This window comes from Mucilaginibacter sp. UYCu711, assembly GCF_050433825.1.
Taxonomy (GTDB): domain Bacteria; phylum Bacteroidota; class Bacteroidia; order Sphingobacteriales; family Sphingobacteriaceae; genus Mucilaginibacter.
In genome coordinates, this window is the sequence record NZ_JBNPWM010000012.1 from 115,856 (window position 1) to 140,758 (window position 24,903).

The window sequence follows — 24,903 nt, forward strand, 5'->3', positions numbered from 1 at the left end:
ATTTATATTAACTTACCATCAAGTGTATAAACAAGATGGTTTATGATAAGCAATTACATTAAAATAGCCTGGCGAAATCTAATTAAACACAAGTTTTCGGCTGCAGTAAATATTGGCGGACTGGCAGCTGGCATGGCGGTGACGGTTCTTATCGGACTGTGGATCAATGATGAATTATCATTTGATAAGTATCACAATAATTATAACCGTATTGCGCTAGCCATGCAAAACATTACTTACAATGGCGAGGTATCAACCAGCAGGGCCATCCCACCACCACTTGGTACCGAGTTGCGCCAAAAATATGGGAGTAATTTTAAGTATATCGTAATGTCGTCGTTTATCGAAACCCATGTCATAAGTGCGGGTACGCGAAATTTTCCGGCAGCGGGTAATTTTATGGAACCCGACGGTCCTAAACTTTTTTCGTTAAAAATGATAAGCGGCACAACTTCTGCGCTTTCGGCGCCATCGTCTATCATGCTTTCGGCAGCTATGGCAGGTACGCTATTTGGCACTGCCGATCCCGTTGGCCGCACAGTACAATTGGACGCAAAAAAAAGTTACAAAGTAACCGGCGTTTACCAGGATCTGCCACGCAATACTACGCTGGGTGCCAGCAATATGGCTTTTATAGGCACCTGGGAAGCTTATGTAAACATCAATTTATCAAAAGAAAGCCTAACCAACTGGGGCGAAAATGGATATAAATTATATGTACAAATAGCAGACAATGCCGATATGGGCCGGCTATCGGCTAAAATTAAAGATATTAAACTTAACAATGTAAGCCCCGGCAGCAGGAAATATCATCCCGCTATATTCCTTTATCCAATATCTAAATGGCACCTGTACGCTGATTTTAAAAATGGCATTGCTACTGGTGGCCGTATACAAAATGTTTGGCTGTTTGGCATTATCGGGATATTTGTACTGTTACTTGCCTGCATCAATTTCATGAACTTAAGCACAGCGCGCAGCGAAAAAAGGGCTAAAGAAGTAGGTATCCGTAAAGCTGTAGGTTCATTAAGAGGCCAACTTATCGTACAATTTTATTGCGAATCGTTTGTTGTTGCGCTGCTTGCATTTTGCCTGGCTATAGTTATTGCTTTACTTCTTTTACCTTTCTTTAATGATATTGCCAGCAAAACTGTAACATTCCCATGGGGCAATGGGCAGTTCTGGCTGGCCGGATTGGTGTTTACTTTATTCACAGGTTTAATTGCCGGTAGTTACCCGGCCATATATTTATCAGGTTTTAATCCGGTAAAAATACTAAAAGGCACTTTTAAAGCCGGGCGCTATTCGGCAACCACACGCAAAGCGCTGGTAGTGGTTCAATTTGCGGTTTCGGTAATCCTTATCATCGGTACCATTACAGTTTTTAAACAAATTGAGTTTGGTAAAGACAGGCCCGTGGGCTACAATCGCGATGGCTTGGTAAGCATTCCTACAATAACGGCAGATCTTCACCAACATTTCGCCGCATTTCGCAACGATCTGTTAACCTCCGGTGCTGTAACGCAGGTTGCCGAATCGAGCGACGCAGTTACAAGCATAGACAATAACATGGGTGGCTTTGTGTGGAAGGGAAAGGACCCAGCTATGTCTAATAGTTTTGCGATACTGACTGTATCGGCCGATTATGGCAAAACCGTCGATATGAATTTTACACAAGGCAGGGACTTTTCAAAAGATTTTATTGCAGATTCATCCGCAGTTTTACTAAACGAAACTGCTGTACGCTACATGAATTTAAAAAAACCGGTTGGAGAAGAAATACGCCTGGACGACAGGGTTTACCATGTGGTAGGTGTAATACGTGATATGCTAATGAACTCGCCTTACGAACCTGTAAAGCAATCTATTTTTATGCTGGGCAAAGGCGCTGGCAGTTATGCGCTTCTCCGCATTAATCCTAAAACAAATATGCGAAGCGCGATCGACCATATAGAAAATATTTACAAAACTTATTCGCCATCAGTGCCATTTAGCTATAAGTTTGCCGATGATGAGTATGCCAAAAAATTTGCAGACGAGGAACGTGTAGGCAAGCTGGCAGGTTCTTTTGCCGTTCTTGCTATTTTAATCAGTTGCCTTGGTTTGTTCGGGATGGCGTCGTTTGTTTCCGAGCAGCGTATCAAAGAAATTGGTGTACGAAAGGTATTAGGCGCAAGTATTTTTAACTTATGGGGATTACTATCTGTGGATTTTATTAAACTAATCATTTTATCGCTATTTATTGCCACCCCGGTTGCCTGGTATTTTATGAATAACTGGTTACAACATTTTACTTATCATACGCATATATCGATCTGGATATTTGTTATTACCGCGTTTGGCGCAGTATTAGTTACCCTGCTAACGGTTAGCTATCAAAGCATAAGCGCTGCACTAACTAACCCGGTTAAAAGTTTAAAAACCGAATAATAGTTTCCCCACGCCATAAAAAAGAGCCTGGTCATTTTACGATGACGGGCTTTTTTTATGATTGGTAATCGCCAGGAGAGTTCCCGTAAATTAATTTCGTTTTTTAAAGAAATCGACCTACATTAATACCATGAAACTGCAAAGCGGTTACCTGGCCGATTTCTTGTCGTTATTATTCCCGCAGCTTTGCCCGGCCTGCGGCACCGAGCTGGTGGCTAACGAAAAGATAATTTGCACCGATTGCCATTATAACTTGCCGTTAACCAATTTTCATTTCCAGGCCGATAATATCGTTGCGCAGCAGTTTTGGGGTAAGGTAAATTTGGAGGGCGCGTATGCTTTATACTATTTTACCAAGGGCGGCAAGGTGCAAAACCTGATGCATCATTTTAAATATAACGGCATGCAGCAAATTGGCAACCTGTTGGGTAATGTAGCCGGTAACCAATTAATTAAAAATGAAAAGTTTGCCGGGGTAAATTACATTATACCTGTACCACTGCATAAAAGCAGGTTAAAAGAACGCGGTTATAACCAAAGCGCCTGTTTTGCCCGGGGGCTTGCCGAAAAGCTAAATGGCGTAGTTGAAGAAAATAACCTGGTACGCACCCGCGCCACCGAAACACAAACCCATCGCTCGCGCTTTGCCCGGTTTGAAAACATGCAGGAAGTTTTTGTGGTGGTAAACCCCGATAAACTAAAAAACCAGCATGTACTGCTGGTTGATGATATTGTTACCACAGGCTCAACGCTCGAAGCCTGTGCCATACCACTCCTCAAAATTCCCGGATTGAAGTTAAGTATTGCTACTATAGCGTATGCAGAATAATTATTGATCGATTGACTTCAATTTTTATTAAATCAGTAATTCACTAACTCAATAATTCATTAATTAAAAAACTACTGCTTCTGGAACCTGCTTAGTTTTTCGAATAATATTTTTGGCTCGAATGGTTTTAGTATGTAATCGTTCATACCGGCATTGCCTATATCGCCCATTTGGCTGGTTAGCATTGATGCGGTTAAGGCAATGATAGGTAATTGTTTAAAGTAAGGCTCGGATTTACTGCGGATAATTTGAGTAGCTTCCAAACCACCCATTTCAGGCATGTGGATATCCATTAATACAACATCATACTTATTTGTTTCAACCTTATTCACCGCCTGAACGCCATTTTCGGCAAAATCAATGGTAGCGCCCCATTTGGTTAAAATTTTATTGATCAATAACCTGTTAATCTGGTTATCGTCTACCACAAGTACACTTATGTTTAGTCCTGTTTCCACGTTGTTGTTATTATTATTCTTGTTTTTTGTTGTGTTAAATGTAATTGTAAACCAAAACGTAGAACCTTTACCCGGCTCGCTATCAACGTTTATTCTCGAGTCATGCAACTCAATTAACCGTTTACTAATTGCCAACCCTAAACCCGTACCGCCATATTTACGGGTGGTACTTGTATCGGCCTGTTTAAACGATTCAAAAATCGTATTTAATTTATCACTTGCTATACCTATGCCGGTGTCGGTTACAGAAAACCTTATCCGCACATTTTTACGGGTTTGGTCTATAACAGCAAGCTCAATTTTTACACCGCCCTTATCCGTAAATTTTACAGCATTGCTTACCAGGTTAAGCAATATTTGTGATATCCTTGTACTGTCGCCTATCACTATTTCAGGTACAGCAGGGTCAATTTGCGCCTGAAGGTAGATATTTTTTTCGTTAGTTCGATATTGCAATGAACCGGTTATGCTTTGCAACATCTCGCGCAGGTTAACATTAGCTTGCTCCAGGTCTACATTGCCCGTTTCTATCTTGGTAAAATCAAGTACATCGTTTATCAGCGTTAATAAATTATCAGCCGAAAACTTAAGCACATTCAGGTTCTCTTTTTGCGACTCTAATGGGTTACCTTCCAACAATAAATGCGACATACCAATTACCGCGTTAAGCGGCGTGCGGATCTCGTGACTCATTACAGATATAAACATATCTTTAGCACGGCTTAGCTGCAACGCTTCTTCTTTGGCAGCTACCAATTCCAACTCAACTTTCTTTTTGGAGCTAATGTCAATAACTACCTCTATATATTTATCAATTTCGCCATCTTTATTAAGGATAACTGAATTGATAACCGTTACCCATATTGGCGTACCATCTTTACGATAGCCTAACAGATCAACTTCGAATGATTTTTTATTTCTGGATAACTCCCTGCCCTTTTGTATGATAGACATATCCGTAAGCTCGCCCTGTAAAATATCGCCCAGGTGTTTATTCCTTACGTCGGCCATTTGAAAGCCGGTAATATTTTCGAAAGCGTGGTTAACCCATTCAATTTCGCCTGCGCTGTTATTAATAACCACACCGCTGGTAGTGTTACTTGCAACTAACGACAGTAGTTGAACCTCACTTTCGGCCCGCTTGCGTTCGGTAACATCCAGCATAGTTGTAACCTGGCGCTCAACCTCGCCGGCATCATTAAACAACGGGCTGTTTGACATGGCAACCCAAACGGAGGTACGGTCTTTTTTATAAATTAATATCTCGCAGTTATATGGCCTTTTTTCAGCTACGGCTTTAACGGCCTCGTCAAATACCGACATATCAGTATCCTCGCCTATCAGTATAGTACCAAATCGCTTACCCTCCATTTCGGCAAGGGTGTAGCCGGTAATGCTTTCCATGGCTTCATTCATCCATATAACAACGCCCCCGGCATCGCGGCTAAGCATACCTGTCGGCGATTTACGCGCCGCGAACGACAGTATCTCCAGGTCTTTTTGTGCAGCTTTACGTGCTGTTATGTCCGATATAACCCGGATGTATTTTTCTACCTCGCCTTTATCATCATAAACTATTGATGCTATTAAGGATAGCCAGATCTGCCTTCCGTCTTTGCGGGTTGCATATACATGAAGTGAGTATGATTTTTTTGACTTGATCAGATCATAATACTCGTTAATAGGATTAATGTCGTTGATGCTTGGCTGATCGCCTATAATTACATCGCGCAAGCGTTTGCCGGAAACATCATTAAAGTCAAAACCGGTTATTTTTTCAAACGCTTCATTTGTCCACATAACCTTATCGTCAGCATCGCTGATAATAACACCGTTAACTATTTTACTGGCTACCAGCGATAACTGCCCAAGCTCTGCCAGCAGGTTTTTTTGATAGGTGATATCGCGTCCGCTGGCATACCATTTTTCTGACTTGTAAGTACCGCACCAGCCTATCCATTTTTCGTTACCGTCAAGGCTTATGGTACGTGTTTCAAGAGTAAACGATTCGCCGGTGACCATTGCTTTTTCAATCAGCGGTACAAATTGTTCGCGGGGGGTATTGCCAACCACAAAGCTCCATAATGATTTACCTATGGCTTGCTGCGGGTCATACCCCAAAATGGTACTAACGGATTTATTGATCAGCTCGATATTTGAATCTTTATCAGCAATAAAATGGATCTCGGGCGAGGTATCAAACAAATTAAAAAACTCTTTATGCGCATCTAACGATTGCTGCAGTTCTTTTTTTTGTTTGCGCAGCACCAGGTGCGACATTACCTCGTCGGCAAGCGTGCGCAGGGCGTCGCGCTGCTCATAGGTAAGCTTACGCGGTACGGTATCAACAACACATAACGACCCTAACCGATTTCCTTCAGGGTCAATTAGCGGTGCCCCGGCATAAAAACGTATATGTGCCTCGCCAGTAACAAAAGGGTTGTTTTTAAAAGTTTCGTCATCAGCAGCATTGGTAACTTCCAAGATTTCATCGTTATGAATAGTGTAGTTACAAAAAGCGTCGGCACGCGATGTTTGTGAAAGCTCCAGGCCAAATGTTGATTTGAACCACTGCCTATCGCGGTCAATTAATGATATCAGCGCTACAGGCACCTGGCATATGTAGGAAGCCAAACGAGCAATAGCGTCATATTCCTTCTCCGGTAATGTATCTAATACATTATATGAACTAAGCGCCTTTAAGCGCTTAGTTTCAATATCAGAAAAGGCATGCTGCTTTTGAATCATTTATAATTTTTAATCTTACTCCCTGTATAACGGAAATTTCTCCGTTAACTTGTGTACCTTTTTACGAACCTTATCCAGCGAATGTTCATTCTCGGGATCTTTTATTACTTCATCAATTAAAGCCACTATAGCGTCCATTTGCTTCTCTTTCATGCCGCGGGTAGTAACGGCAGCTGTGCCTATACGTATGCCCGAGGTTATAAACGGCGACTTATCATCGTAAGGTACCATATTTTTATTTATGGTGATGTCTGCTTTTACCAGCGCGTTTTCGGCAGCCTTACCTGTTACGTTTTTATTACGCAAATCAATCAGTACCAAATGGTTATCTGTACCTCCCGATACGATCTCATATCCCCTGTCTGTAAATGCTTGTGCAATTGCCGCGCCATTTTTATTAACCTGCAAAATATATTTCATATAGCTGTCAGAAAGTGCTTCGCCAAACGCAATTGCCTTTGCAGCAATAATATGTTCTAACGGGCCACCCTGTGTGCCGGGGAAAACTGCCATATCCAAAAGAGCCGACATCATTTTAATTTCGCCTTTCGGGGTTTTTAATCCCCATGGGTTTTCAAAATCTTTACCCATCATTATCATTCCGCCACGCGGACCGCGCAGGGTTTTGTGCGTTGTAGTGGTTACTATGTGGCAATATGGCAGCGGATCGGTTAATAAACCACGGGCTATAAGGCCGGCCGGGTGCGAAATATCCGCCAATACCAGCGCGCCAATTTTATCGGCTACCTTACGGATAAACTCATAATCCCAATCGCGCGAGTAAGCTGATGCACCGCAGATAATCATTTTTGGTTTTTCGGCAAGTGCTACTTTTTTAAGCTGATCATAATCAACATAACCTGTATCTTTTTTAACCCCATAAAAATGTGGCTCATATAATTTACCGGAGAAGTTTACTGCTGATCCATGTGTTAAGTGCCCGCCGTGCGAAAGGTCGAACCCTAATATTTTATCGCCCGGATTAAGGCAGGCCAGCATTACTGCAGCGTTTGCCTGTGCGCCAGAATGTGGCTGCACGTTAACCCACTCGGCATTAAACAATTGCTTGGCACGTTCAATAGCGATGGTTTCAATTTCATCAACTATCTGGCAGCCGCCATAGTAGCGTTTGCCCGGCAGGCCTTCGGCATATTTGTTGGTTGCAACTGAGCCCGCAGCTTCCATAACTTGCTTGCTTACAAAGTTTTCTGAGGCTATTAATTCTAACCCTTCTTCCTGGCGCTGTTGCTCTTCGTCTAACAGCTTAAATATTAGTTTGTCTCTTTTCATTATGATGTTTAAAATCGCGACTAAGTTAGCAAAGATTATAGTATACTTAATTAATAGATTACCTAATTAATTGGCTATGTGAGTAATTTACAGTTACTAACATTTGGGCAGCAGGTGTACTGTGCCAGGCACAGGTGTAACACCTGGTACAGCTGGCACACCTGACACACCCTCTGAATCAGTCGTCGCATGCTATTTACCCAATTCAAATCCCCAGTTTTTACCTTTTTCAACAGCCGGTATACCGGTAGCCATCCAGGCAGGCATTGGCGCGCCTTTTAAAAAGTGATCAAAAAACTGCTGTTCGCGTATAGTGATATCTTTGCGGTTTTGGCGCTGTACCAGGTTGTGGGCCTCCCCATTATACATCAGCAGCCAAACGGGTTTGTTAAGCCTACGTAAGGCGGTAAACATTTCAATACCCTGGTAATACGGCACCGCGCCGTCGGCATCATTACTCATAATGGCTACCGGGGTATGCACATTTGGCAAGTGAAACAACGGCGAGTTTTCCATATACAGGTCGGGCCGCGTCCAAAGGCTGGCACCTATCCGGCTTTGTCCATGCTCATATTGCGATTGACGGTTATTACCGCTTTCCCACCGGATGCCGCCGTAAGCCGAGGTCATGTTAACCACCGGCGCACCGGCCCAGGCCGCAGCATACATATTATTTACGGTGATTAGGTAAGCCACCTGGTAACCGCCCCAGCTTTGGCCCTGGATACCCAAATGTTTACCATCAACCCAGGGGTTTTTCTTTAAATATTCAACGCCCGAGTTTACATACTCCACGGCCGACTTGCCCGGATGCCCGGTTTCATAGCTGATATCAGGTGTAAATACCAGGTAACCGTTGCTTACAAAAAACGATATCGGCAGCCTTGATGGTGTTGGCGCAGGTGCCTGGTAGCTATATAATGTCTCTGATACTTTTTCATAGAAATAAGCTATCATCGGGTATTTTCTCTTTGGATCGAAATTCTCGGGCTTGAACAGTATTCCGGTTCCCGGGTGTCCCTTCGGTGTTTTCCAGTGCACCAACTCGGCAGTGCCCCAATTGTAATCAGCTTGCTGTGGGTTTATAGCACTTAATTGTGTTTCGTTTTTCAGATCAGCAGAAAGATATAAGTTAGGCGATTTTACATAACTACCCTTTGTGTAGATGAAGCTATCAGCATTTTTAGCTCTTTGCAGATTGCCATATGCATATGGGGCCATCACTACTTTTTCAGGATCGGCACTACCGCTTAATGCTTTTTTATAATACCCCCATTGCTTGTTAACGTCGTTTTGGGTAATCAGCCAAAGTGTTCTGTCAGATGCTATTGCCTTTTCGTCCGGGTCAATTATCCGGTAACGGAAGATCAGTTTATTTTTCCTGCCTGCGCCATTGGTTAAGTTTGCGGCAGCGCCCGTAGCCGGGTTTATTTTCCAGATATCAAACCTGTCATACACCAACACGCTTTTATCACCCTGTTCCCAGCCTGCAATACCGTAAGGCGACGGGTCATCGGGCGTATCATTATCCTCTTCACCCATTTTTGTTTTGATTAATGCCGTAAGGTTTATTTTTTTGCCGCTGGCGATGTTATAGCTCTCCCAGTTCTGTTTTTTCGAGTCGAACCATACAACATACCCGCCACCCGGCGAAATGCTGTAGCGGGCCTTTAAACGCGGATTGATCAGTTTACGCTCACCAGTTTTGGTATTGATCAAAAATGCCTGCTGGCGCGATCCGCCTTCCCATTGCGCCTGTACCCGCGCGCCGGTATCGGTTACACCCAATACATAATCGCCGTTGCTGTTTTCGGGAACAGAAATAGTTTGTATAGCAGCATCACCTAACTGAATCATCTTATCGCCTATGGCAGGATGTATAACGGCCAGGTAATTACGGCGCAGGTCGCGCTGCATGGTGTTTAATTGCTGCGATTGCAGGTAATCTTCCTTATAATTCCAGATATCCAGTTTGGCTGCCTCAAAATCCACAATAGTGGTATCAACAGGTTTAGGGATTGGCGCGGTGCCAAAAAACAAGCTGCTGCCATCCTTGCTAAAAGCTAACCTACCTGCATCGCTCACCGCCCATTTTGCCCGCATACCTGCCGAGTTTGGCCCGGCCAGTAACTTAGCCGTATCGCCTGATGTGGTGCTGTAATAATAAAGGCTATAAGGTTTCACCTTAATTTTCTCAGGATGCTTCTCGGCCGTAAATGCCAGGCGGGTGTCGCTTTCATCAAACGTTAAATTTTTATAAGTACCGTTGCCGGTGCTTATTTGCTTTACGGTATTTTGGGTTAGGTCATAAACAAATATGCCAGCTTTAACATCTTTGACCTTGCGTGGCGCGGTTACAGAAAATGCCAGCAAGGTACCCGCTTTGTTAAACTGGTAATCGCCCGCATACTTAAACGATTTGGTTTTGCCGGTAGCCATTTGCCTTACGGTAAGTTCGGCTGCAGGCAGGTTAGCTGTCGCTTTCGCAGTATCAGCAGGTTTTTTGGCGAGGGCCGCGCTGCTATCTGCCGGGACAAAATAGGCCAGGACAGGCGCGTTCTCTGCTATTTTAAACGACTTAACAGCGGGGATCTTTTCAATACCAGGCTTACCAAGTGTAATTATGCCTAAAGTATCTTTAGGGAACTCGGCCGGTTTTTTCTTTTTGATCTTTAGCTGGCGAATCTCTTTGTAAAAAGGCTTGATCAGCAATACCGCGTATTTCGAGTCGGGTGTAAATCTTGCCGTATCTGCACGGGCAATGTTGATTTTAGCGGTATTGGCAGCATCGGTTATTACCAGGTCGGCATCACCGGCCTGTGGTTTAACCGTGTAAAGCACCCATTTACCATCATTGCTGATAAACTGGCCGGCAACACTTTGCCAGCCATCAAACACCGAATGGTCCAGTGATTTTTTATTTGTTTTTTGTGCCGATGCACTTACAACAGTGCAAAGGATTATAACAGAGATCAATAGTTTTTTCATCATTAGCGATTAACGCTTAAATATGGGGATTTTTTCAGTAAATAAGGTCACTGAACTTGATGTTACAGAATTTGCATATACTCCTAAATATTTAGTAAATTTGAATATGGAAACATTAGTGATCAACATTCCTGATAAAAAAAGCGCTTTGGTTAAGCAAATACTCAAGGGCCTTGGGGTTACTATTAAATCAGAAACCAAGGATCAATTAAAACCATCCGAATATGCAACAGCAATTAACATTAGTAAAGACGATGCTAAAAAAATGCTGCACGATATCTCGGAAAGCCGTAACGAATGGGAAAGAGATATTTAATTGACTCCAATGTCCTTATCGAATTTACCGGAAAACTTTTACCTGAAGCCGCTTTTTCTTCGATCCGTGAAATCATAGATAATGATTTTAATATTTCGGTTATTAACAAAATAGAAGTGCTTGGTCATCATACTGCTGATGCCGCATGGAGTAATTTTATCAATCAAGCAATTAGCTTGACAATTGATGACGACATTATTGAATTAACTATTCAAATAAGAAAAAAGCATAAAATCAAAATACCAGATGCACTTGTTGCTGCGACTGCTATTGCAAATGACCTGATACTACTCACCAGGAATACCGCTGATTTTTAAAATATTGAAGGGTTAAAAATTGAAAACCCCTGGGCTTGGACTTAATTAGAAATAATTACTCCTCCCCTTCGCCGAGATCCAAAAATTATTATAACCCAACCCCACTTGTATATCTATCAACTCCTGCTGCAGCATCTCCAACACAGCCAGGAAATTATATACAAAATGTACTTTGTTTTCTGATTCTTTGGCGATGGCTTTAAAGTCCATCATTTTGTTAATACGCAGCAGGTCGTCAATGGCTTTCTTCTGCTTCTCAATGGTATATGGATATTGCGTTACAGTATGTATAACCTCTTCGCTGCGGTTTTGATAGTTTCGCATCAGGCGGCCGTATACCATCATCAGTTTATATAAACTTACTTCTGATAGCTCCTCGCCGGGAGTGGCAACACGTTCGGCTTGCTCCAGATCGTATATAATGTTGCCCCGGCGTTCCTGTTTAAAGCGTTCCTCCTCCATCGGGCGGATCTCTTCGCACAGCTCTTTAAATTTTTTATATTCTATCAGCTTGCGGATCAGCTCTTCCCTGGTATCAACTTCGTTTTCCGGGTTTTCAGCATCATGACGGGGCAGCAGCATTTTGGCTTTTATACGCATCAGCGTAGCTGCCACAAAAATAAACTCGCTGGCCAGCTCAATATTAAGGCTCACCATCTGGTGGATGTAGTTCAGAAAATCATCGGTAATGCGGGCAATAGGGATATCGTGAATCTCCAGTTCATCGCGCTCAATAAAAAATAGCAGCAGGTCAAACGGACCTTCAAACTGGGGTAATTTTATTTCGAAACTTTCCTGCTCCATAGCTGCGGATAAAAATACAATAATTTGACCTAAGGTCCTTTAATCGCACTAATAAGTTTATTTAAAAAATGTAATACCAAAACAAATATTAGTACTAATATGTCCTTAAATTATAAATTAAACTTGCTTACTTTGTAAGTTGTTAGTCGCACATAATATCAAATGCAGGTAAAAGCCGGAGATTTATTAGAAAAAATAAACTATCCATCTGATTTAAAGAAGCTTAGTGAAAACGAACTGGAACAGGTTTGCCAGGAACTGCGTCAATATATTATTGATGTGGTATCGGTAAATGGGGGGCATTTTGCGGCCAGTTTAGGCGTTGTTGAGCTTACCGTTGCCCTGCAATACATTTTAAACACCCCTTACGACCAGTTAGTTTGGGACGTTGGCCACCAGGCCTACGGCCATAAAATACTTACCGGCCGCCGCGAAATGTTTGATACTAACCGTTTATATGGCGGCATTAGTGGATTCCCCAAACGGTCAGAAAGCGAGTACGACACCTTTGGTGTTGGGCACTCCTCTACTTCAATTTCGGCAGCATTGGGTATGGCTGTTGCATCGCAATATAAAGGCGAAACCGACAGGCAGCACGTAGCCGTTATTGGCGATGGGGCAATGACCGCGGGCATGGCTTTTGAAGCACTAAACCACGCTGGTATTGAAAACTCAAACCTGCTGGTTATCCTTAACGACAACAATATGGCTATTGACCCTAATGTTGGCGCGTTAAAAGATTATTTAACATCAATTACTACCTCAAAGCCCTATAACCGTTTCAGGGATGATATTGCCGGTGTTTTAGCTAAAATATCAGCCATAGGCCCTGACGCTTATAACATGGCGCTAAAAATTGAGAAAAGCATAAAAGGCACCCTGCTTAAGCGAAGCAACTTTTTTGAAGCGCTTAAGTTTAGGTATTTTGGGCCGATTGACGGGCATGATGTAAAGAACCTGGTTAAAGTATTGCGCGATCTGCGTGATATACCGGGGCCTAAACTTTTACATTGCATCACGGTTAAAGGTAAAGGCTATGCCCTTGCCGAAAAGGACCAGACCAAATGGCACGCTCCCGGCCTGTTTGATAAAATAACCGGCGAGATCAAAAAAACGAAACACGAAAAGCCACAACCGCCTAAATACCAGGATGTGTTTGGCCACAGCATAATTGAACTGGCTGAGGCTAATTCAAAAATAATGGGTATAACGCCGGCCATGCCTTCGGGCTGCTCGCTTAACCTGATGATGAAGGCCATGCCTAACCGCGCTTTTGATGTGGGTATTGCCGAGCAGCACGCCGTAACGTTTTCGGCCGGATTAGCTACGCAGGGATTAATTCCGTTTTGTAATATCTACTCCAGCTTTATGCAACGGGCTTATGACCAAGTGATACATGATGTTGCCATACAAAAGCTAAACGTGGTGTTTTGCCTTGACCGTGCCGGTATTGCCGGTGCCGACGGCCCAACGCACCACGGTGCTTATGACCTTGCTTATATGCGCTGCATACCCAACATGACGGTATCTGCCCCGATGAACGAGGAAGAACTGCGTAACCTGATGTTTACTGCGCAACAGGATGATATGGGTCCGTTTGTTATCCGTTATCCACGCGGGCAGGGTGTTATGGTCGACTGGCAAAAACCTTTCAAAGCAATACCGGTTGGCAAGGGCCGCAAGATCTGCGATGGCGAAGAAGTGGCCCTGCTTACCATTGGGCATATTGGTAACGAAGCTGTAAAAGCCACTGCTGCTTTAAACGCAGAAGGGTATTATCCTGCGCATTATGATATCCGTTTTGTAAAACCTTTGGATGAAGCTTTACTGCACGAAGTATTCAAGAAATTTGATAAAGTAATTACTGTTGAAGATGGCTGTACCGAAGGCGGTATGGGCAGTGCCATACTTGAATTTATGGCCGACAATAATTACAAAGCACAAGTGGTACGTTTAGGTATCCCCGACCGTATTATAGAGCACGGCGAACAGCCTGAGCTTTGGGCCGAATGTGGTTACGATGCAAACGGGATAGTGGCACAGGTGAAAAAAATAGCTATTAAGCCAAGCGCGCACACGATTGCATCTTAGAGCTTAGTGATTGGTTAATTAGAGATTAGGTTGCTTCAGGGCAAAATAAAGGCGATGAATATCTAAATTCACCGCCTTTTTAGTAACTCGTATATCCAAAAAATTCTTTAATCTCTAATCGCCTAATGTTGCCTGTAGCTGGCGATATCGTTATAGATGTTTTTAAATGAGCTTCGCAAGCCGATGGTGATCATTTTAGTATGGTCCTTAAACTGGCTGTTTGTTTCTCTCCGGTAAAGCCCGCCTAATTCTATTCGCAGGTTATACTTAGGATTAAGCAGGTAAGCTACCTTCCCTTCCACGTACGTCATGTTGGTAGTTAAACCCTGGCCTATATAATTGCCATATAAATTAACCGGCGTGATATAGGTCTGAAATATATCTTTACCATAATTAAGATTACCTATATCCAGGCCATAATGCCCGTAATTAATTTCACCACTAAAATCAAAACGTTTATAGCTATAATTTAAAATGCCAACCAATTCTTTAAAATTGGCGCCAAACGGGTGGGCAAGCGGTTCGCCCTGTTCGCTATAGTTTTTAATCACTTCGGTTTCAGAATAAGTATAAGGCAATGCCCCGTTATACTCTGCCAGGTAGTTTAGAGATTTTATGCCAAACAAGTTTGCGCCTTTTAAACCAATTTGCCAGGCATATTTGTTTTTCACACTGCCCTTGCCCGAGAAGAAGTCCTGCGCCCTAAATTCATCCAAATAAAACTGTCCGTAAGCGGTTAGTCCGTCGGTAACCTTATATTTACCGGTAAAACCTATCATGGCGTTATCCGGCGATCCGTTACCTGCTTCTACCGGCCTCAAAAATATTATCGGGCTGGCATAGCTAAAATCAAATCCACGTTTGTTTTTTAAGGAGTCCAGATCAGACCATATTATAGCGTCGAAAAAACCAACCGATAAACGGTTACTTACATTCCAATCTAAATAATGAAAAGCACCCCATTTCTTTTTATACCCGTTAGCGTATGAGAGTTTTGGCGAAGCGGGATCTGTCATATATGCCCACATAGCCATATATCTTACATTCCCCAGGTTGCCGGTTAATTTTAAAAATGGATAGGTTGATGCATAATCAGACATTAATACAGAGCGGTAACCATCGCCGATAAATGTTTTGTCCTGACCTAAGGTGACATTAAGGTATTTTATAGGAGTGTAGGATACTATAGCACTCACGTCCGACCAATCTTTGGTTGCTTTACCAAAACTACGGTCATAAGCCTTGCCCGGAACCATCCCAACCTGATTTATATATGTTGTTAAATAATCAGGAAATACAGCCTGGTTTTCAGATCCGCTTGAATAGAAATAAAATTTGTCGCCAATATTACCACCTACCTGGTAGCCGCGCGAATTGATCCAGGTGGTTTTTTTTGCGGTAAAATCTTTACCTATTACCAGGTCGGGTAAATAATCGACATAAGCGTTAAAGCCTTTTCCCTTTACATCAATTAAATGTTCGTTAAATATTTTACGATGAACCCATGAATGTTTATCACCGTCAAACCCATAGTTCATTAATGAATCATACCTGTGTTGTAACAGGCTATCAATTATAAACGGCTTTAACGAAGTATGGATCCGGGTTTTGGTTGAATACAGGTCTTCATTAAATTTTTGGTAGAACTGATAATAATAAGGTTGATATTGAGCCTGAGCCATACCAACCTTAACAAACAGTAAAAGCAATATTAAACTGCTCAGTGTTTTTTTCATGCAGATAATTTTAGGTTAGAAACAACAACTATTCGAAATAGTTCATGGTTTTAAAACCGCCTTTTTTCAAATAGTCATCTTTCTTAACCATTTGTAAGTCAGATTCCATCATATCCTTAACCAACGCAGCCAGGTCATATTTTGGTTTCCAACCCAATTGGGTTTTAGCTTTTGTTGGGTCGCCTATTAATAATTCAACTTCGGTAGGCCTAAAATATTTAGCATCAACTTTAACAACTGTTTGGCCAGGTTTAAGGTGATCCGGATCTAAACCTAATGCAATAGCCTTTTCTTTATCTACGTCAATTACCACGCCGCGCTCGTTCTCGTCTTTACCGCTAAACTCAAGTTCTACACCAACTTCGGCAAATGCCATTTTTATAAAATCCCTAACAGTTGTAGTTACACCGGTAGCTATCACATAATCTTCGGCTGTATCCTGTTGCAACATTAGCCACATAGCTTCAATATAGTCTTTAGCATGGCCCCAATCGCGGCGCGCCGACAGGTTACCTACATACAGGCAATTTTGCAAGCCCAATACAATTTTTGAAGCAGCGCGGGTAATTTTACGGGTAACAAAAGTTTCGCCGCGTATAGGGCTTTCATGATTAAATAATATACCGTTACACGCATACATATCATAAGCTTCGCGATAATTCACTACTATCCAGTAGGCGTATAGTTTTGCAACCGCATAAGGCGAGCGCGGATAAAATGGCGTTGTTTCGCTTTGTGGCACAGCTTGCACCAAACCGTAAAGCTCGGAAGTTGATGCCTGGTAAACGCGGGTTTTTTTAGTTAAACCCAATAACCTAACGGCTTCCAGGATACGCAAAGTACCGGTACCATCGACATTAGCAGTATATTCGGGCGTTTCAAAACTTACCTGTACGTGAGACATCGCACCCAGGTTATAAATTTCGTCTGGCTGGGTTTCTTGTATCAACCTTATTAAATTGGTTGAATCTGTTAAATCACCGTAATGAAGTTTAAACTTAACATTGGGCTCATGCGGGTCATGGTACAGGTGATCTATACGGTCTGTATTAAATAAAGAAATCCTTCTTTTAACACCGTGTACAAAGTATCCTTTCTTTAATAAAAATTCTGCAAGATAAGCGCCATCCTGCCCTGTAATACCTGTAATTAATGCTACTTTCATCTATGTTTTAGTAAGTAATTTTCAAAATGCAATAATATCCAATTAAATCGTAAAACTAATACTAATTAGATAGGATTAAGCTTTATTAAAAAGAATACTGTAAGGCAAACTATCCTATACCTGCAACATTATCTTCCAGCTCCTGGTACCATTCTTCGCCGTATTTGCGGATAAGCGGGTCTTTTAAAAATTCGTGTACATGTACTTTTAACTCATTACCAAAACTACATGCCGGGCTGCAAATGCTCCAGCGGTCGTAGTTAAGTACATCAAACTCGGGGTATTTTGTAATACGAATTGGGTAAAGGTGGCATGAGATAGGTTTTTTCCAGTTAATAACTCCTTCTTCGTAAGCTTTTTCAATAGCACATTTGGTTATGCCGCCTTCCCATATTACATAGGCGCATTCTTTATTTACATCAACGCAGGGGGTAGTATAATCGCCTTCAAAATCGGTAACATAAGTACCAACTTTTTCAATGGTTTTTATACCCTTTTCGGTCATGTATGGTTTTACTTTAGGGTAGATCTCATCTAATATGTTCAACTCATCGTTATTTAATGGTGCGCCCGAATCGCCTTCTAAACAGCAGGCACCCTTACACTTACTTAAATTACACACAAAATTTTCTTTTACTACATCTTCATGTACTAAAACGCTACCTACCTCTATCATTATTATTTTTTTATTTACTTATAGGATTAAGCGGATATTTAAGCCCCTTGGTGCCTGTAAGCTCCATTGTAACACTACCCACTATTAGCTCAACATTAGCTTTAACAGGTATACGGTTACCATCGTCGGTTATCCACAAATATAACTTACTATTTTTTTTAAATATACGCCCCGGTATAATTGTAGGATTAAATTTAAAACAATTAAATGTGCCTATGCCCGTACTTACAGTTTCTTTGCCCATGTAAGTTATATTAAGGCTGTATAAACCATCATCCAGGAAATAAGGCAGATCAAACTTATCGCCTATTTTAAGTTTTGAAATATCTATACCGCGCGCAAAGTAATAGGCCGATACAAAATCAAAAACCTTACCCTTGTACGGGTACACACCTTTATTAGCTGTTATTTTATTGGTTTGGTGGTCAAAGGTTACTTTATCGGTATGTTTCCAGCTGCCTTCGCGGCGGTTCTCTGTATATAGGTAGGGCAAAAGGGTTGTACGGTCTATATAAGTTTCGTACCGGTTACGCACCTTATAAAAAAAATCAAATGTACCGGCGGTTTTGCCATCGGCAATAATATGATAAGTTGGATGCCCGTCAATCTTATCGCCATCTTCTACCCGTAAATGCCCTTCGGCACCGGTAAAGAAGGTGTATTTAAATTTATAGCTCAATTCCTCGCCTGCTTTAAAAACAGGTTCGTTAATATTTTTAAGTTCCTGGCTAAATGCAGTATTAATGCATAGGGACAAAAGTATGATGGAAAAAAAGTAGTTCTTCATTTAATATTCACGGCAAAAAGCAAACCAATAAATTTTGGTATCCCTGTATGCCCTATGTGTTGGATTGAGCGATCCTAATATAGTTTAGTCTTTCTTTTTATAAATGGGAACGGTTGAGCATGGTTCGCCAAACATCAGGCTTTTTACTACCGGGGTAAGTTTCTTACCCAACTCTACATAAGCCGACACCGGCACATCAATGTCACCGCAGCCTTTTATAACCAGGCGCTGGTCGCGGTATTGTTCTACATCAAGCCTGGCTATCTCTTTTATAAATAAAACGGTCTCTAATATCTCAGCGTCGCCAAATACCACTTCACGTGCGTAAGGTGCCATTCTGTTGGCCAGCAATAAGTAAGCCCAGGCAGGCACAATAGCATCGGCAGTGCAGGTTACAGCCACGTTCTTGCCCTGGTATTGCGTCCAGTCATGCCCTTTCACAAATTCTCTAAAATCTTTTTCCTTTAATATCAACCCCATAAACAGGTTGTCTTTAATATCATATACCACCCTGTCACCGGGTGCATAAAAATCTGCCGGGTCTAAAGTAACCAAACCGCTTTGGGCTACTTTATTCACAAAGTTTTCCTGTATCTCCATTTTGCCAATAATAAAAAATCCGGTATAACGCTAAGTAAACGTTATACCGGATGCAAAATTACTTTAAATATTGTCTATAACAGCTTAGCGCGGTTATCTTTTACATTAGCCTTATCTTTCAGGGCTTCAAACAGCTGTCCCTGGGCGCGTTGTAATATAGCCTGGCCTATTTGCTCCTTCTCTCTAACCGCGTTTGTAAGCGCTGCCGGGGTGATAAAATTATTAACTACCACAACGTACACGCCCTGCTGGCCTGTAATTGGTTTTGATATTTTATTAAGTGGCAAGCCAAAAACTGTACCTATAACCTGGTACTCTGCAGATGAGCCGGGGATAACCGGATTTGCAAAAACAACGTTTTGTACCGGTACAACATTAGCACCCGCTTTTTGACCAATTTGCTCTATAGAAGTTGCACCGTTTGATGCCGCGGCTAATTTCTCGGTTAACTGTTTGGCTTTTACCTGGTTTATAACTGCCGGTTTAATTTTGTCTTTGATCAGGTCAAGCGCTAAAATGCCCTGAGGTTTAATTGCTGTTACTTGTGCAACAACGTATTGATCGCCTACGGTAAATACCTGGTCAGACACATCATTTTTTTCTGATTTAAATATCCATCTTACCAGGTCGCGGGCGTCATTAAGGCCCGGCAGGCTTGATGCAATGCCTGATATATCTTCGGCTTTTAGTGTTTTAACCCCTGCCTTTTTAGCTTCAGCTTCAAAATTATCCTTGTTTAACGAAGCCAAAAACGCCTGTGCTTTGCTGTAAGCAGCCGATTGTGTAGCGGGGCTTGCAGATAGTGCTTTGTCAATAGTAGCTACCTTAACTACTTTTGATGAGCCTTTTTGATCTTCGATCTCAATTAAATGTACTCCAAACTGAGTGGTAATAATTTTAAGATCTCCTTTTTTGCCTTCAAATACCGCTTTGTCAAAAGCAGGCACCATTGCACCACGTCCAAAAGTACCCAGGTCGCCACCTTTGGTGCCGGATGCTTTATCAACAGAATATATGGGTGCAAGTGTAGCAAATGTACCTTTGCCTGATTCAATTAGTTTTTTTAGTGAATCCGCTCTTTCTAATGCTTTCGCTATTGTACCGCCGCTTTCGGTTGGGGTAACTAATATATGCCTTGCTTTAACAGAGTCAGGGCTCATACGTGCCTCTACCAATTTTGCCAGCTTATAGCTGCCATTTGATAAATAAGGACCATAAATAAAGCCCGGATTTTGTTTAAATATTATACTGTCGATCTTTGGATCAAGCTCGCCTTTCTTCTGGTAAGCAAGCGGAGATTTTGTTTCTGAATTGATTTGTACAAAAAGCGAATCGTTAGTGCTTGCGATGAAAGACGGCAGTAATTTGGTTAACTGTTCTTTTACAACTGCAGAGTCTGCCGCTGACGGAGCAGCGTTAAAACTAACATAGTTAATGTTTCTTAATTCCTGTTGGTTCTTAAACTCGCCTTTATGCTCATCATAATAAGCGGTATAATCTGCATCAGTTGGGTTAACTTTACTGTCCGGAACGGCTGAATAAGGCAATAACGCATATTTAAAGTTAGCCAGCTTGTTTTTTCCTTCATAGCTATCTTTAGCATCAAGCGCATTAACATACAGGCCGTTGGTTACTAAAGCTATATATTTTTCGGCCTTTTTAGCTTCTATAAGATCAATTATAAATTTATCCCATTGCTCTTTTTGAGGATCACCATCCTTTAAGTTTTTTACCGCGTTTTTTGCATTTGTCACAGCAGCCGGATCAAATTTACCGGTTGAAGGGTCGGTAAAAGCCTGTATAATACGAGGGCTTGGATTGTTCCCCGATGTCATCGCCAATGTTTCTTCACCCTCAACAGTTAAGCCTAATTTGTCAATTTCTTTTTTAAGGATTGCCTTGCTTACAAATTGGTTCCAGGTATTTTCCTGCACGTAGCTTGTAATTTGCGGGGTAACACGGCTCTGGCCCGACTGCTGCCTGAACTGGGCCGTATTTTGCTCTACAGCTGCATTAAACTCGTCCAGCGGGATTTTTTGATCGCCTACTGTACCTAATTCATTATTATCACCCTTAAAAAACGATCCACCGCTTTTTACCGCTTCTGTAGCAATAAAAGCAAAAAGTGAAAGCCCTATCACACCTGCGACAATTTTACCCATCCGGTCGCGCAAATAACCCATTACAGCCATATACTTATTCTTATATTAATTTATATTTAAATCCTAAAAAGAGGGCGCAAGATACAACTTTTAGTAAAATTATATAATACAATTTTTTATACTAAAACAGCGCTTATTTCGCCGGTGTATCAGACACATAAATTGTTCCGGTTCCTTGCCTCATTATAGGGTGCAGCAGGCCGTCATCGCTGTTAAAATCTATCCCATTCATTATATCGCCTGTTGGTGTAGTCATCTGTACCGGTTTGTGAGAGTAAATAGTTTTTTTTACCTGATCCCAGATCAATTCGTCAGATTTAAATGTTTCGCCCTTATCATTGGTACACACCACATTTTTATGAAACTCTATCAATTTTTCCGAATACCTGTATACACCCGAGTCGGCAACAATATTCCCTGTCTCTTTTGCAAAAGCATCATAAAAAATAACCTTAACACCATTTGGCATTTTGTAATAAGGTTTTGCTATAGCGTAATGGATCATTAGCGGGGTTTTCATAATACCCTTAAGTATGGCAGAATCGCTATAAATAACATCTACTCCCCGGGTGGTATCAATAGGTTGGCTAACCAGTTTTGCCGATACCTCTTTGATCTTATTTAAATCATTTTCGCAAGCGCTTAAAAGCAGCATGCCAAAAAGCAATGCCGGCAAAAAAAAGGATGCTACCTGTTTTGCCCGACTATGCATGGTCGATTTAATCAAATTTATAACGTTGGAACCACTTGTCGTTAAGTGTAAACCCTAAACGGAAGTTTACATAATTTTCTTTAACAAGGCCATTATTTAAAGTTCCGCGCTGGCCAATCTCGGCAGTTAAATTTATTTTATAGAAACTGGTAAGTGTGCCCCTAAGCGGCATGCCTACCCCTAACGTTAGCGCTTTAGAGGTAATATTGGTATTGCCACCACCCGAAGGATTAGGCACGTTATAGTAAGTGTTTTCCAGCATTATCCCCAGGCGATAATCAACCGTAGCCAGGTAATTATTTATTGAGTTTATATAAGGTGTATACTGGCCACCTATATTTAATGTACGGCTGTTGGCCATCCCCTGGTTAACCCCATCAATTGTAAGTTGCGACCAATTGCCTAAACTATAATCCGCGCCTACTAAAAATTTACCGTCCTGCTGGTAGGATATGCCAAAATGGTGAATTTGCGGCAATGCCAGTTTGCCCGGTGTGTTTTGTTGATTGATAGCCGAATCTATATCAGTACTTCTGTTTCCGTTAGCATCAAACGTATAGTGGCTAACTATGTAGCTACTTTTTGAATTTAATTGAGATTTTGCCGATCCTGAATAGCCAAAAGTAACGTGCCTGGTTAATGACAGGTCCCAAATATATTGAGCGCCAAAATCATAGCTCATGCCACCTATGGCGTTGTCCCGCTCAACCCTGGTACTTAATGAGCCAAACAAATCGGGCATCTCTACCTGCTGGTAGTGTTTCAAATCGCCAAATATATAGGCCACGTTAGCACCTAATAATAAATTACGGGCAATAGTAAAACCATAACCCAAATAAGCTTTTGACAAGCCACCCTCGCCGCTGTATATATTATTAACTAAATTGGTATCAACCGGCGAACCTGTACCAAAACCCTTAAATGTTTTTGTATAGTTATACCCAACCTGGCTGTAAGGCATCAGGCCAAAGCTTAGTGCCGATGCACGTGAAACCGGGATAGCAAACGTTACATGGCTTAAACTGAAGTTTGAATTTTTTTGCGTTGGCTGCCCTGACTGACTTAGTGAAAGCGTATTTGCAAACAAACCGGCATCAATTGTAGTAAGTGCTATAGCGCCATACGAAGCGGGGTTTTGCGGGTTAATGCTCATATACCTGTTTATGATATTGGTAGCTGTAGAGATACCACCCATAGCCCGGTTTTGCGGCAGCAACATTGGCGTAAGGTCGCCAATGCCGTATTGAGAATAAGGCGAGCTTGTAGTTGCCGTAGATTGTGCCCGGGCCTGAAATGCGATAGCTGCAAGTAAAAATATTATAAAGAGCTTGGTATATTTAATCATTATGCTTTTGTGTAGCTGCGTTTAATCCTTTTAGAACCAGGTGAGGTTCATTTTTTATATAGGGGGCAAAGATGCTATTTTTTAATAGGGTATCAAAAAAAATACTGTCGCCGCCGGTTAGTATGATATTTAGTTCTGTTTTATCCTTTTTGTAGCTTTCTATAAAGCCCGATATTTCAAATTTTATTCCGTTTTGCACACCCGATCTTATAGCTGTTTCGGTGTCATCCCCACTATTATTTGCAAAGCTTACGTCCTGTTTTACTACCGGCAAGCCTGCAGTGTAATGGCTAAGTGCTTTATAACGCATATTTAATCCCGGCGATATGCTGCCGCCAAAATAATTTCCTGCGGCGTCTATCCAATCATACGTTATGCAGGTACCGCCATCAATAACCAGGTTGTTTTGTTTGGGGTATAAATGATTGGCGCCTATTACAGCTGCCAGCCTGTCAAGCCCCAGGGTATGTGGTGTTTTGTAGTGGTTATGGATCCCCGTGGTCATTGCGGCATTAAAATAAATTAGCTGCGTTTTTTGTTTCAGTGCGGTTTCCCATTCCCAACTTTGCTTTTTTACGGTTGATATAATTGCTTTATCAACCGCATATCTGGTTAAAAAACTATCAAGTATCTGGTTATCAAGCGCCGGATAATGATCAGTATAAATTAGTTCATCCTGCTCAAAAATGGCTGCTTTGGTAAAGGTGTTTCCTATATCGATAACCAAATTGGCCATCAGGCTTTAACCATTGATAATATAGATTCAAAAATTGCCAGGCCATCTTCGTTAGCCAATATTGGGTCGGCAGCGCGTTCAGGGTGCGGCATAAAGCCAAACACATTACGGGTAATGTTAGTTACACCGGCAATGTTCTCTATTGATCCGTTTGGATTGGCATCGGTGGTAATATTACCGGCCTCGTCGCAATATCTAAATAACACCTGGTCATTATCATTAATAGATTTTAATACATCAGCGTCGGCAAAGTAGTTACCCTCGCCATGTGCAATAGGAATTTTTAACGCGCGCTGCGGGTCTATCTGTGCAGTAAGTAGTGTATTGCTGGTTTGTGGTTTCATGTAAATATTGCGGCAAATAAACTTACGGTTGTTATTATGTAGTAAAGCGCCCGGTAATAAACCGGCCTCTGTTAGGATCTGGAAACCGTTGCAAATACCCAATACGTAACCGCCATTATTGGCAAACTGGATTACCTGTTCCATAATTGGCGAAAAACGTGCGATAGCGCCTGAGCGCAGATAATCGCCGAAAGAGAAACCGCCGGGCAGAATAATAAAGTCGGCACCCTGAAGGTCATGATCTTTATGCCAAAGGCGCACAACCTGCTGGCCCATTATTTTATCTAACACGTGGATAATATCCTCATCGCAATTAGACCCCGGAAATATAACAACTCCAAATTTCATCAGCTATCTGTTTTTTAGTGA

19 protein-coding genes are annotated in these 24,903 nt (G+C 41.8%); 5 read left to right on the forward strand and 14 right to left on the reverse strand.

The window, feature by feature from the left end; genetic code table 11:
- Positions 1-42: 42 nt before the first annotated feature.
- Both ABIB50_RS22955 and ABIB50_RS22960 read left to right on the forward strand, forming a co-directional pair.
- Positions 43-2,430, forward strand: coding sequence for an ABC transporter permease (locus ABIB50_RS22955; RefSeq protein WP_429383615.1), 2,388 nt, complete (start codon positions 43-45; stop codon positions 2,428-2,430).
- Positions 2,431-2,560: 130 nt separating this feature from the next.
- On the forward strand, positions 2,561-3,259 hold the full coding sequence (locus ABIB50_RS22960) for a ComF family protein (RefSeq protein WP_429383616.1): 699 nt from the start codon (positions 2,561-2,563) through the stop codon (positions 3,257-3,259).
- Positions 3,260-3,330: 71 nt separating this feature from the next.
- On the opposite strand, the gene ABIB50_RS22965 is transcribed toward ABIB50_RS22960, so the two are convergent.
- The 3 genes from ABIB50_RS22965 to ABIB50_RS22975 all read right to left on the reverse strand — a co-directional run bounded on the left by ABIB50_RS22965 (position 3,331) and on the right by ABIB50_RS22975 (position 10,746).
- Positions 3,331-6,465 (reverse strand): PAS domain-containing protein, encoded by a 3,135-nt coding sequence (locus ABIB50_RS22965; protein ID WP_429383618.1) that lies wholly within the window; start codon positions 6,463-6,465, stop codon positions 3,331-3,333.
- 15 nt (positions 6,466-6,480) lie between these two features.
- Positions 6,481-7,755 (reverse strand): serine hydroxymethyltransferase, encoded by a 1,275-nt coding sequence (gene glyA, locus ABIB50_RS22970; protein ID WP_429383619.1) that lies wholly within the window; start codon positions 7,753-7,755, stop codon positions 6,481-6,483.
- A gap of 192 nt (positions 7,756-7,947) precedes the next feature.
- Positions 7,948-10,746, reverse strand: a complete 2,799-nt coding sequence (locus ABIB50_RS22975; protein ID WP_429383620.1) for a prolyl oligopeptidase family serine peptidase — start codon at positions 10,744-10,746, stop codon at positions 7,948-7,950.
- Between the two features lie 103 nt (positions 10,747-10,849).
- Here ABIB50_RS22975 and ABIB50_RS22980 point away from each other — a divergent pair, with 103 nt between their 5' ends.
- Together ABIB50_RS22980 and ABIB50_RS22985 are read left to right on the forward strand one after the other, a co-directional pair.
- Positions 10,850-11,059: a hypothetical protein gene (locus ABIB50_RS22980; protein ID WP_429383622.1), complete on the forward strand. Its 210-nt coding sequence runs from the start codon at positions 10,850-10,852 to the stop codon at positions 11,057-11,059.
- A complete protein-coding gene (locus ABIB50_RS22985) occupies positions 11,041-11,376 on the forward strand; it encodes a type II toxin-antitoxin system VapC family toxin (protein WP_429383623.1) in 336 nt (111 codons plus the stop codon). The genes ABIB50_RS22980 and ABIB50_RS22985 overlap by 19 nt, the downstream gene beginning before the upstream one ends.
- Positions 11,377-11,421: 45 nt before the next feature.
- On the opposite strand, the gene ABIB50_RS22990 is transcribed toward ABIB50_RS22985, so the two are convergent.
- A complete protein-coding gene (locus ABIB50_RS22990) occupies positions 11,422-12,180 on the reverse strand; it encodes a segregation and condensation protein A (RefSeq protein WP_429383624.1) in 759 nt (252 codons plus the stop codon).
- Positions 12,181-12,342: 162 nt separating this feature from the next.
- Between ABIB50_RS22990 and dxs the strand changes: the two genes are divergently transcribed.
- Positions 12,343-14,271 (forward strand): 1-deoxy-D-xylulose-5-phosphate synthase, encoded by a 1,929-nt coding sequence (gene dxs, locus ABIB50_RS22995; RefSeq protein WP_429383626.1) that lies wholly within the window; start codon positions 12,343-12,345, stop codon positions 14,269-14,271.
- Positions 14,272-14,393: 122 nt separating this feature from the next.
- Here the strand turns inward: dxs and ABIB50_RS23000 are convergent, their stop codons facing one another.
- The 10 genes from ABIB50_RS23000 to purQ all read right to left on the reverse strand — a co-directional run bounded on the left by ABIB50_RS23000 (position 14,394) and on the right by purQ (position 24,882).
- Positions 14,394-16,007, reverse strand: coding sequence for a gliding motility protein RemB (locus ABIB50_RS23000; RefSeq protein WP_429383627.1), 1,614 nt, complete (start codon positions 16,005-16,007; stop codon positions 14,394-14,396).
- Positions 16,008-16,035: 28 nt separating this feature from the next.
- Positions 16,036-17,172: a GDP-mannose 4,6-dehydratase gene (gene gmd / locus ABIB50_RS23005; RefSeq protein WP_429383628.1), complete on the reverse strand. Its 1,137-nt coding sequence runs from the start codon at positions 17,170-17,172 to the stop codon at positions 16,036-16,038.
- Positions 17,173-17,281: 109 nt separating this feature from the next.
- Positions 17,282-17,848, reverse strand: coding sequence for a DUF3109 family protein (locus ABIB50_RS23010; protein WP_429383630.1), 567 nt, complete (start codon positions 17,846-17,848; stop codon positions 17,282-17,284).
- 10 nt (positions 17,849-17,858) lie between these two features.
- The gene (locus ABIB50_RS23015) at positions 17,859-18,635 is read right to left on the reverse strand and encodes a DUF3108 domain-containing protein (RefSeq protein WP_429383631.1); all 777 of its coding nucleotides are present in this window, start codon (positions 18,633-18,635) and stop codon (positions 17,859-17,861) included.
- 84 nt (positions 18,636-18,719) lie between these two features.
- Positions 18,720-19,235: a DUF2480 family protein gene (locus tag ABIB50_RS23020; RefSeq protein WP_429383632.1), complete on the reverse strand. Its 516-nt coding sequence runs from the start codon at positions 19,233-19,235 to the stop codon at positions 18,720-18,722.
- A 74-nt stretch (positions 19,236-19,309) separates the two neighbouring features.
- Entirely contained in the window at positions 19,310-21,427 is a 2,118-nt protein-coding gene (locus tag ABIB50_RS23025) for a SurA N-terminal domain-containing protein (protein WP_429383634.1), read from the reverse strand.
- Positions 21,428-21,530: 103 nt separating this feature from the next.
- Positions 21,531-22,109: an LPS export ABC transporter periplasmic protein LptC gene (lptC, locus tag ABIB50_RS23030; RefSeq protein WP_429383635.1), complete on the reverse strand. Its 579-nt coding sequence runs from the start codon at positions 22,107-22,109 to the stop codon at positions 21,531-21,533.
- Between the two features lie 7 nt (positions 22,110-22,116).
- On the reverse strand, positions 22,117-23,454 hold the full coding sequence (locus tag ABIB50_RS23035) for a hypothetical protein (protein ID WP_429383636.1): 1,338 nt from the start codon (positions 23,452-23,454) through the stop codon (positions 22,117-22,119).
- Positions 23,447-24,190 carry a type III pantothenate kinase gene (locus ABIB50_RS23040; protein WP_429383637.1) on the reverse strand — a complete coding sequence of 248 codons (744 nt, stop codon included), beginning with the start codon at positions 24,188-24,190 and terminating at the stop codon, positions 23,447-23,449. The genes ABIB50_RS23035 and ABIB50_RS23040 overlap by 8 nt, the downstream gene beginning before the upstream one ends.
- The gene (gene purQ / locus ABIB50_RS23045) at positions 24,190-24,882 is read right to left on the reverse strand and encodes a phosphoribosylformylglycinamidine synthase subunit PurQ (RefSeq protein ID WP_429383639.1); all 693 of its coding nucleotides are present in this window, start codon (positions 24,880-24,882) and stop codon (positions 24,190-24,192) included. Before purQ ends, ABIB50_RS23040 begins: the two co-directional genes overlap by 1 nt.
- Between the last annotated feature and the right edge of the window lie 21 nt (positions 24,883-24,903).

What these genes read in the sequence shown, in the direction of transcription:
- ABIB50_RS22955 (WP_429383615.1), top strand. Translation starts at nt 43, where the DNA reads ATGATAAGCAATTACATTAAAATAGCCTGGCGAAATCTAATTAAACAC.
- ABIB50_RS22960 (WP_429383616.1), top strand. Translation starts at nt 2,561, where the DNA reads ATGAAACTGCAAAGCGGTTACCTGGCCGATTTCTTGTCGTTATTATTC.
- ABIB50_RS22965 (WP_429383618.1), bottom strand. Translation starts at nt 6,465, where the DNA reads ATGATTCAAAAGCAGCATGCCTTTTCTGATATTGAAACTAAGCGCTTA.
- glyA (WP_429383619.1), bottom strand. Translation starts at nt 7,755, where the DNA reads ATGAAAAGAGACAAACTAATATTTAAGCTGTTAGACGAAGAGCAACAG.
- ABIB50_RS22975 (WP_429383620.1), bottom strand. Translation starts at nt 10,746, where the DNA reads ATGATGAAAAAACTATTGATCTCTGTTATAATCCTTTGCACTGTTGTA.
- ABIB50_RS22980 (WP_429383622.1), top strand. Translation starts at nt 10,850, where the DNA reads ATGGAAACATTAGTGATCAACATTCCTGATAAAAAAAGCGCTTTGGTT.
- ABIB50_RS22985 (WP_429383623.1), top strand. Translation starts at nt 11,041, where the DNA reads ATGGGAAAGAGATATTTAATTGACTCCAATGTCCTTATCGAATTTACC.
- ABIB50_RS22990 (WP_429383624.1), bottom strand. Translation starts at nt 12,180, where the DNA reads ATGGAGCAGGAAAGTTTCGAAATAAAATTACCCCAGTTTGAAGGTCCG.
- dxs (WP_429383626.1), top strand. Translation starts at nt 12,343, where the DNA reads ATGCAGGTAAAAGCCGGAGATTTATTAGAAAAAATAAACTATCCATCT.
- ABIB50_RS23000 (WP_429383627.1), bottom strand. Translation starts at nt 16,007, where the DNA reads ATGAAAAAAACACTGAGCAGTTTAATATTGCTTTTACTGTTTGTTAAG.
- gmd (WP_429383628.1), bottom strand. Translation starts at nt 17,172, where the DNA reads ATGAAAGTAGCATTAATTACAGGTATTACAGGGCAGGATGGCGCTTAT.
- ABIB50_RS23010 (WP_429383630.1), bottom strand. Translation starts at nt 17,848, where the DNA reads ATGATAGAGGTAGGTAGCGTTTTAGTACATGAAGATGTAGTAAAAGAA.
- ABIB50_RS23015 (WP_429383631.1), bottom strand. Translation starts at nt 18,635, where the DNA reads ATGAAGAACTACTTTTTTTCCATCATACTTTTGTCCCTATGCATTAAT.
- ABIB50_RS23020 (WP_429383632.1), bottom strand. Translation starts at nt 19,235, where the DNA reads ATGGAGATACAGGAAAACTTTGTGAATAAAGTAGCCCAAAGCGGTTTG.
- ABIB50_RS23025 (WP_429383634.1), bottom strand. Translation starts at nt 21,427, where the DNA reads ATGGCTGTAATGGGTTATTTGCGCGACCGGATGGGTAAAATTGTCGCA.
- lptC (WP_429383635.1), bottom strand. Translation starts at nt 22,109, where the DNA reads ATGCATAGTCGGGCAAAACAGGTAGCATCCTTTTTTTTGCCGGCATTG.
- ABIB50_RS23035 (WP_429383636.1), bottom strand. Translation starts at nt 23,454, where the DNA reads ATGATTAAATATACCAAGCTCTTTATAATATTTTTACTTGCAGCTATC.
- ABIB50_RS23040 (WP_429383637.1), bottom strand. Translation starts at nt 24,190, where the DNA reads ATGGCCAATTTGGTTATCGATATAGGAAACACCTTTACCAAAGCAGCC.
- purQ (WP_429383639.1), bottom strand. Translation starts at nt 24,882, where the DNA reads ATGAAATTTGGAGTTGTTATATTTCCGGGGTCTAATTGCGATGAGGAT.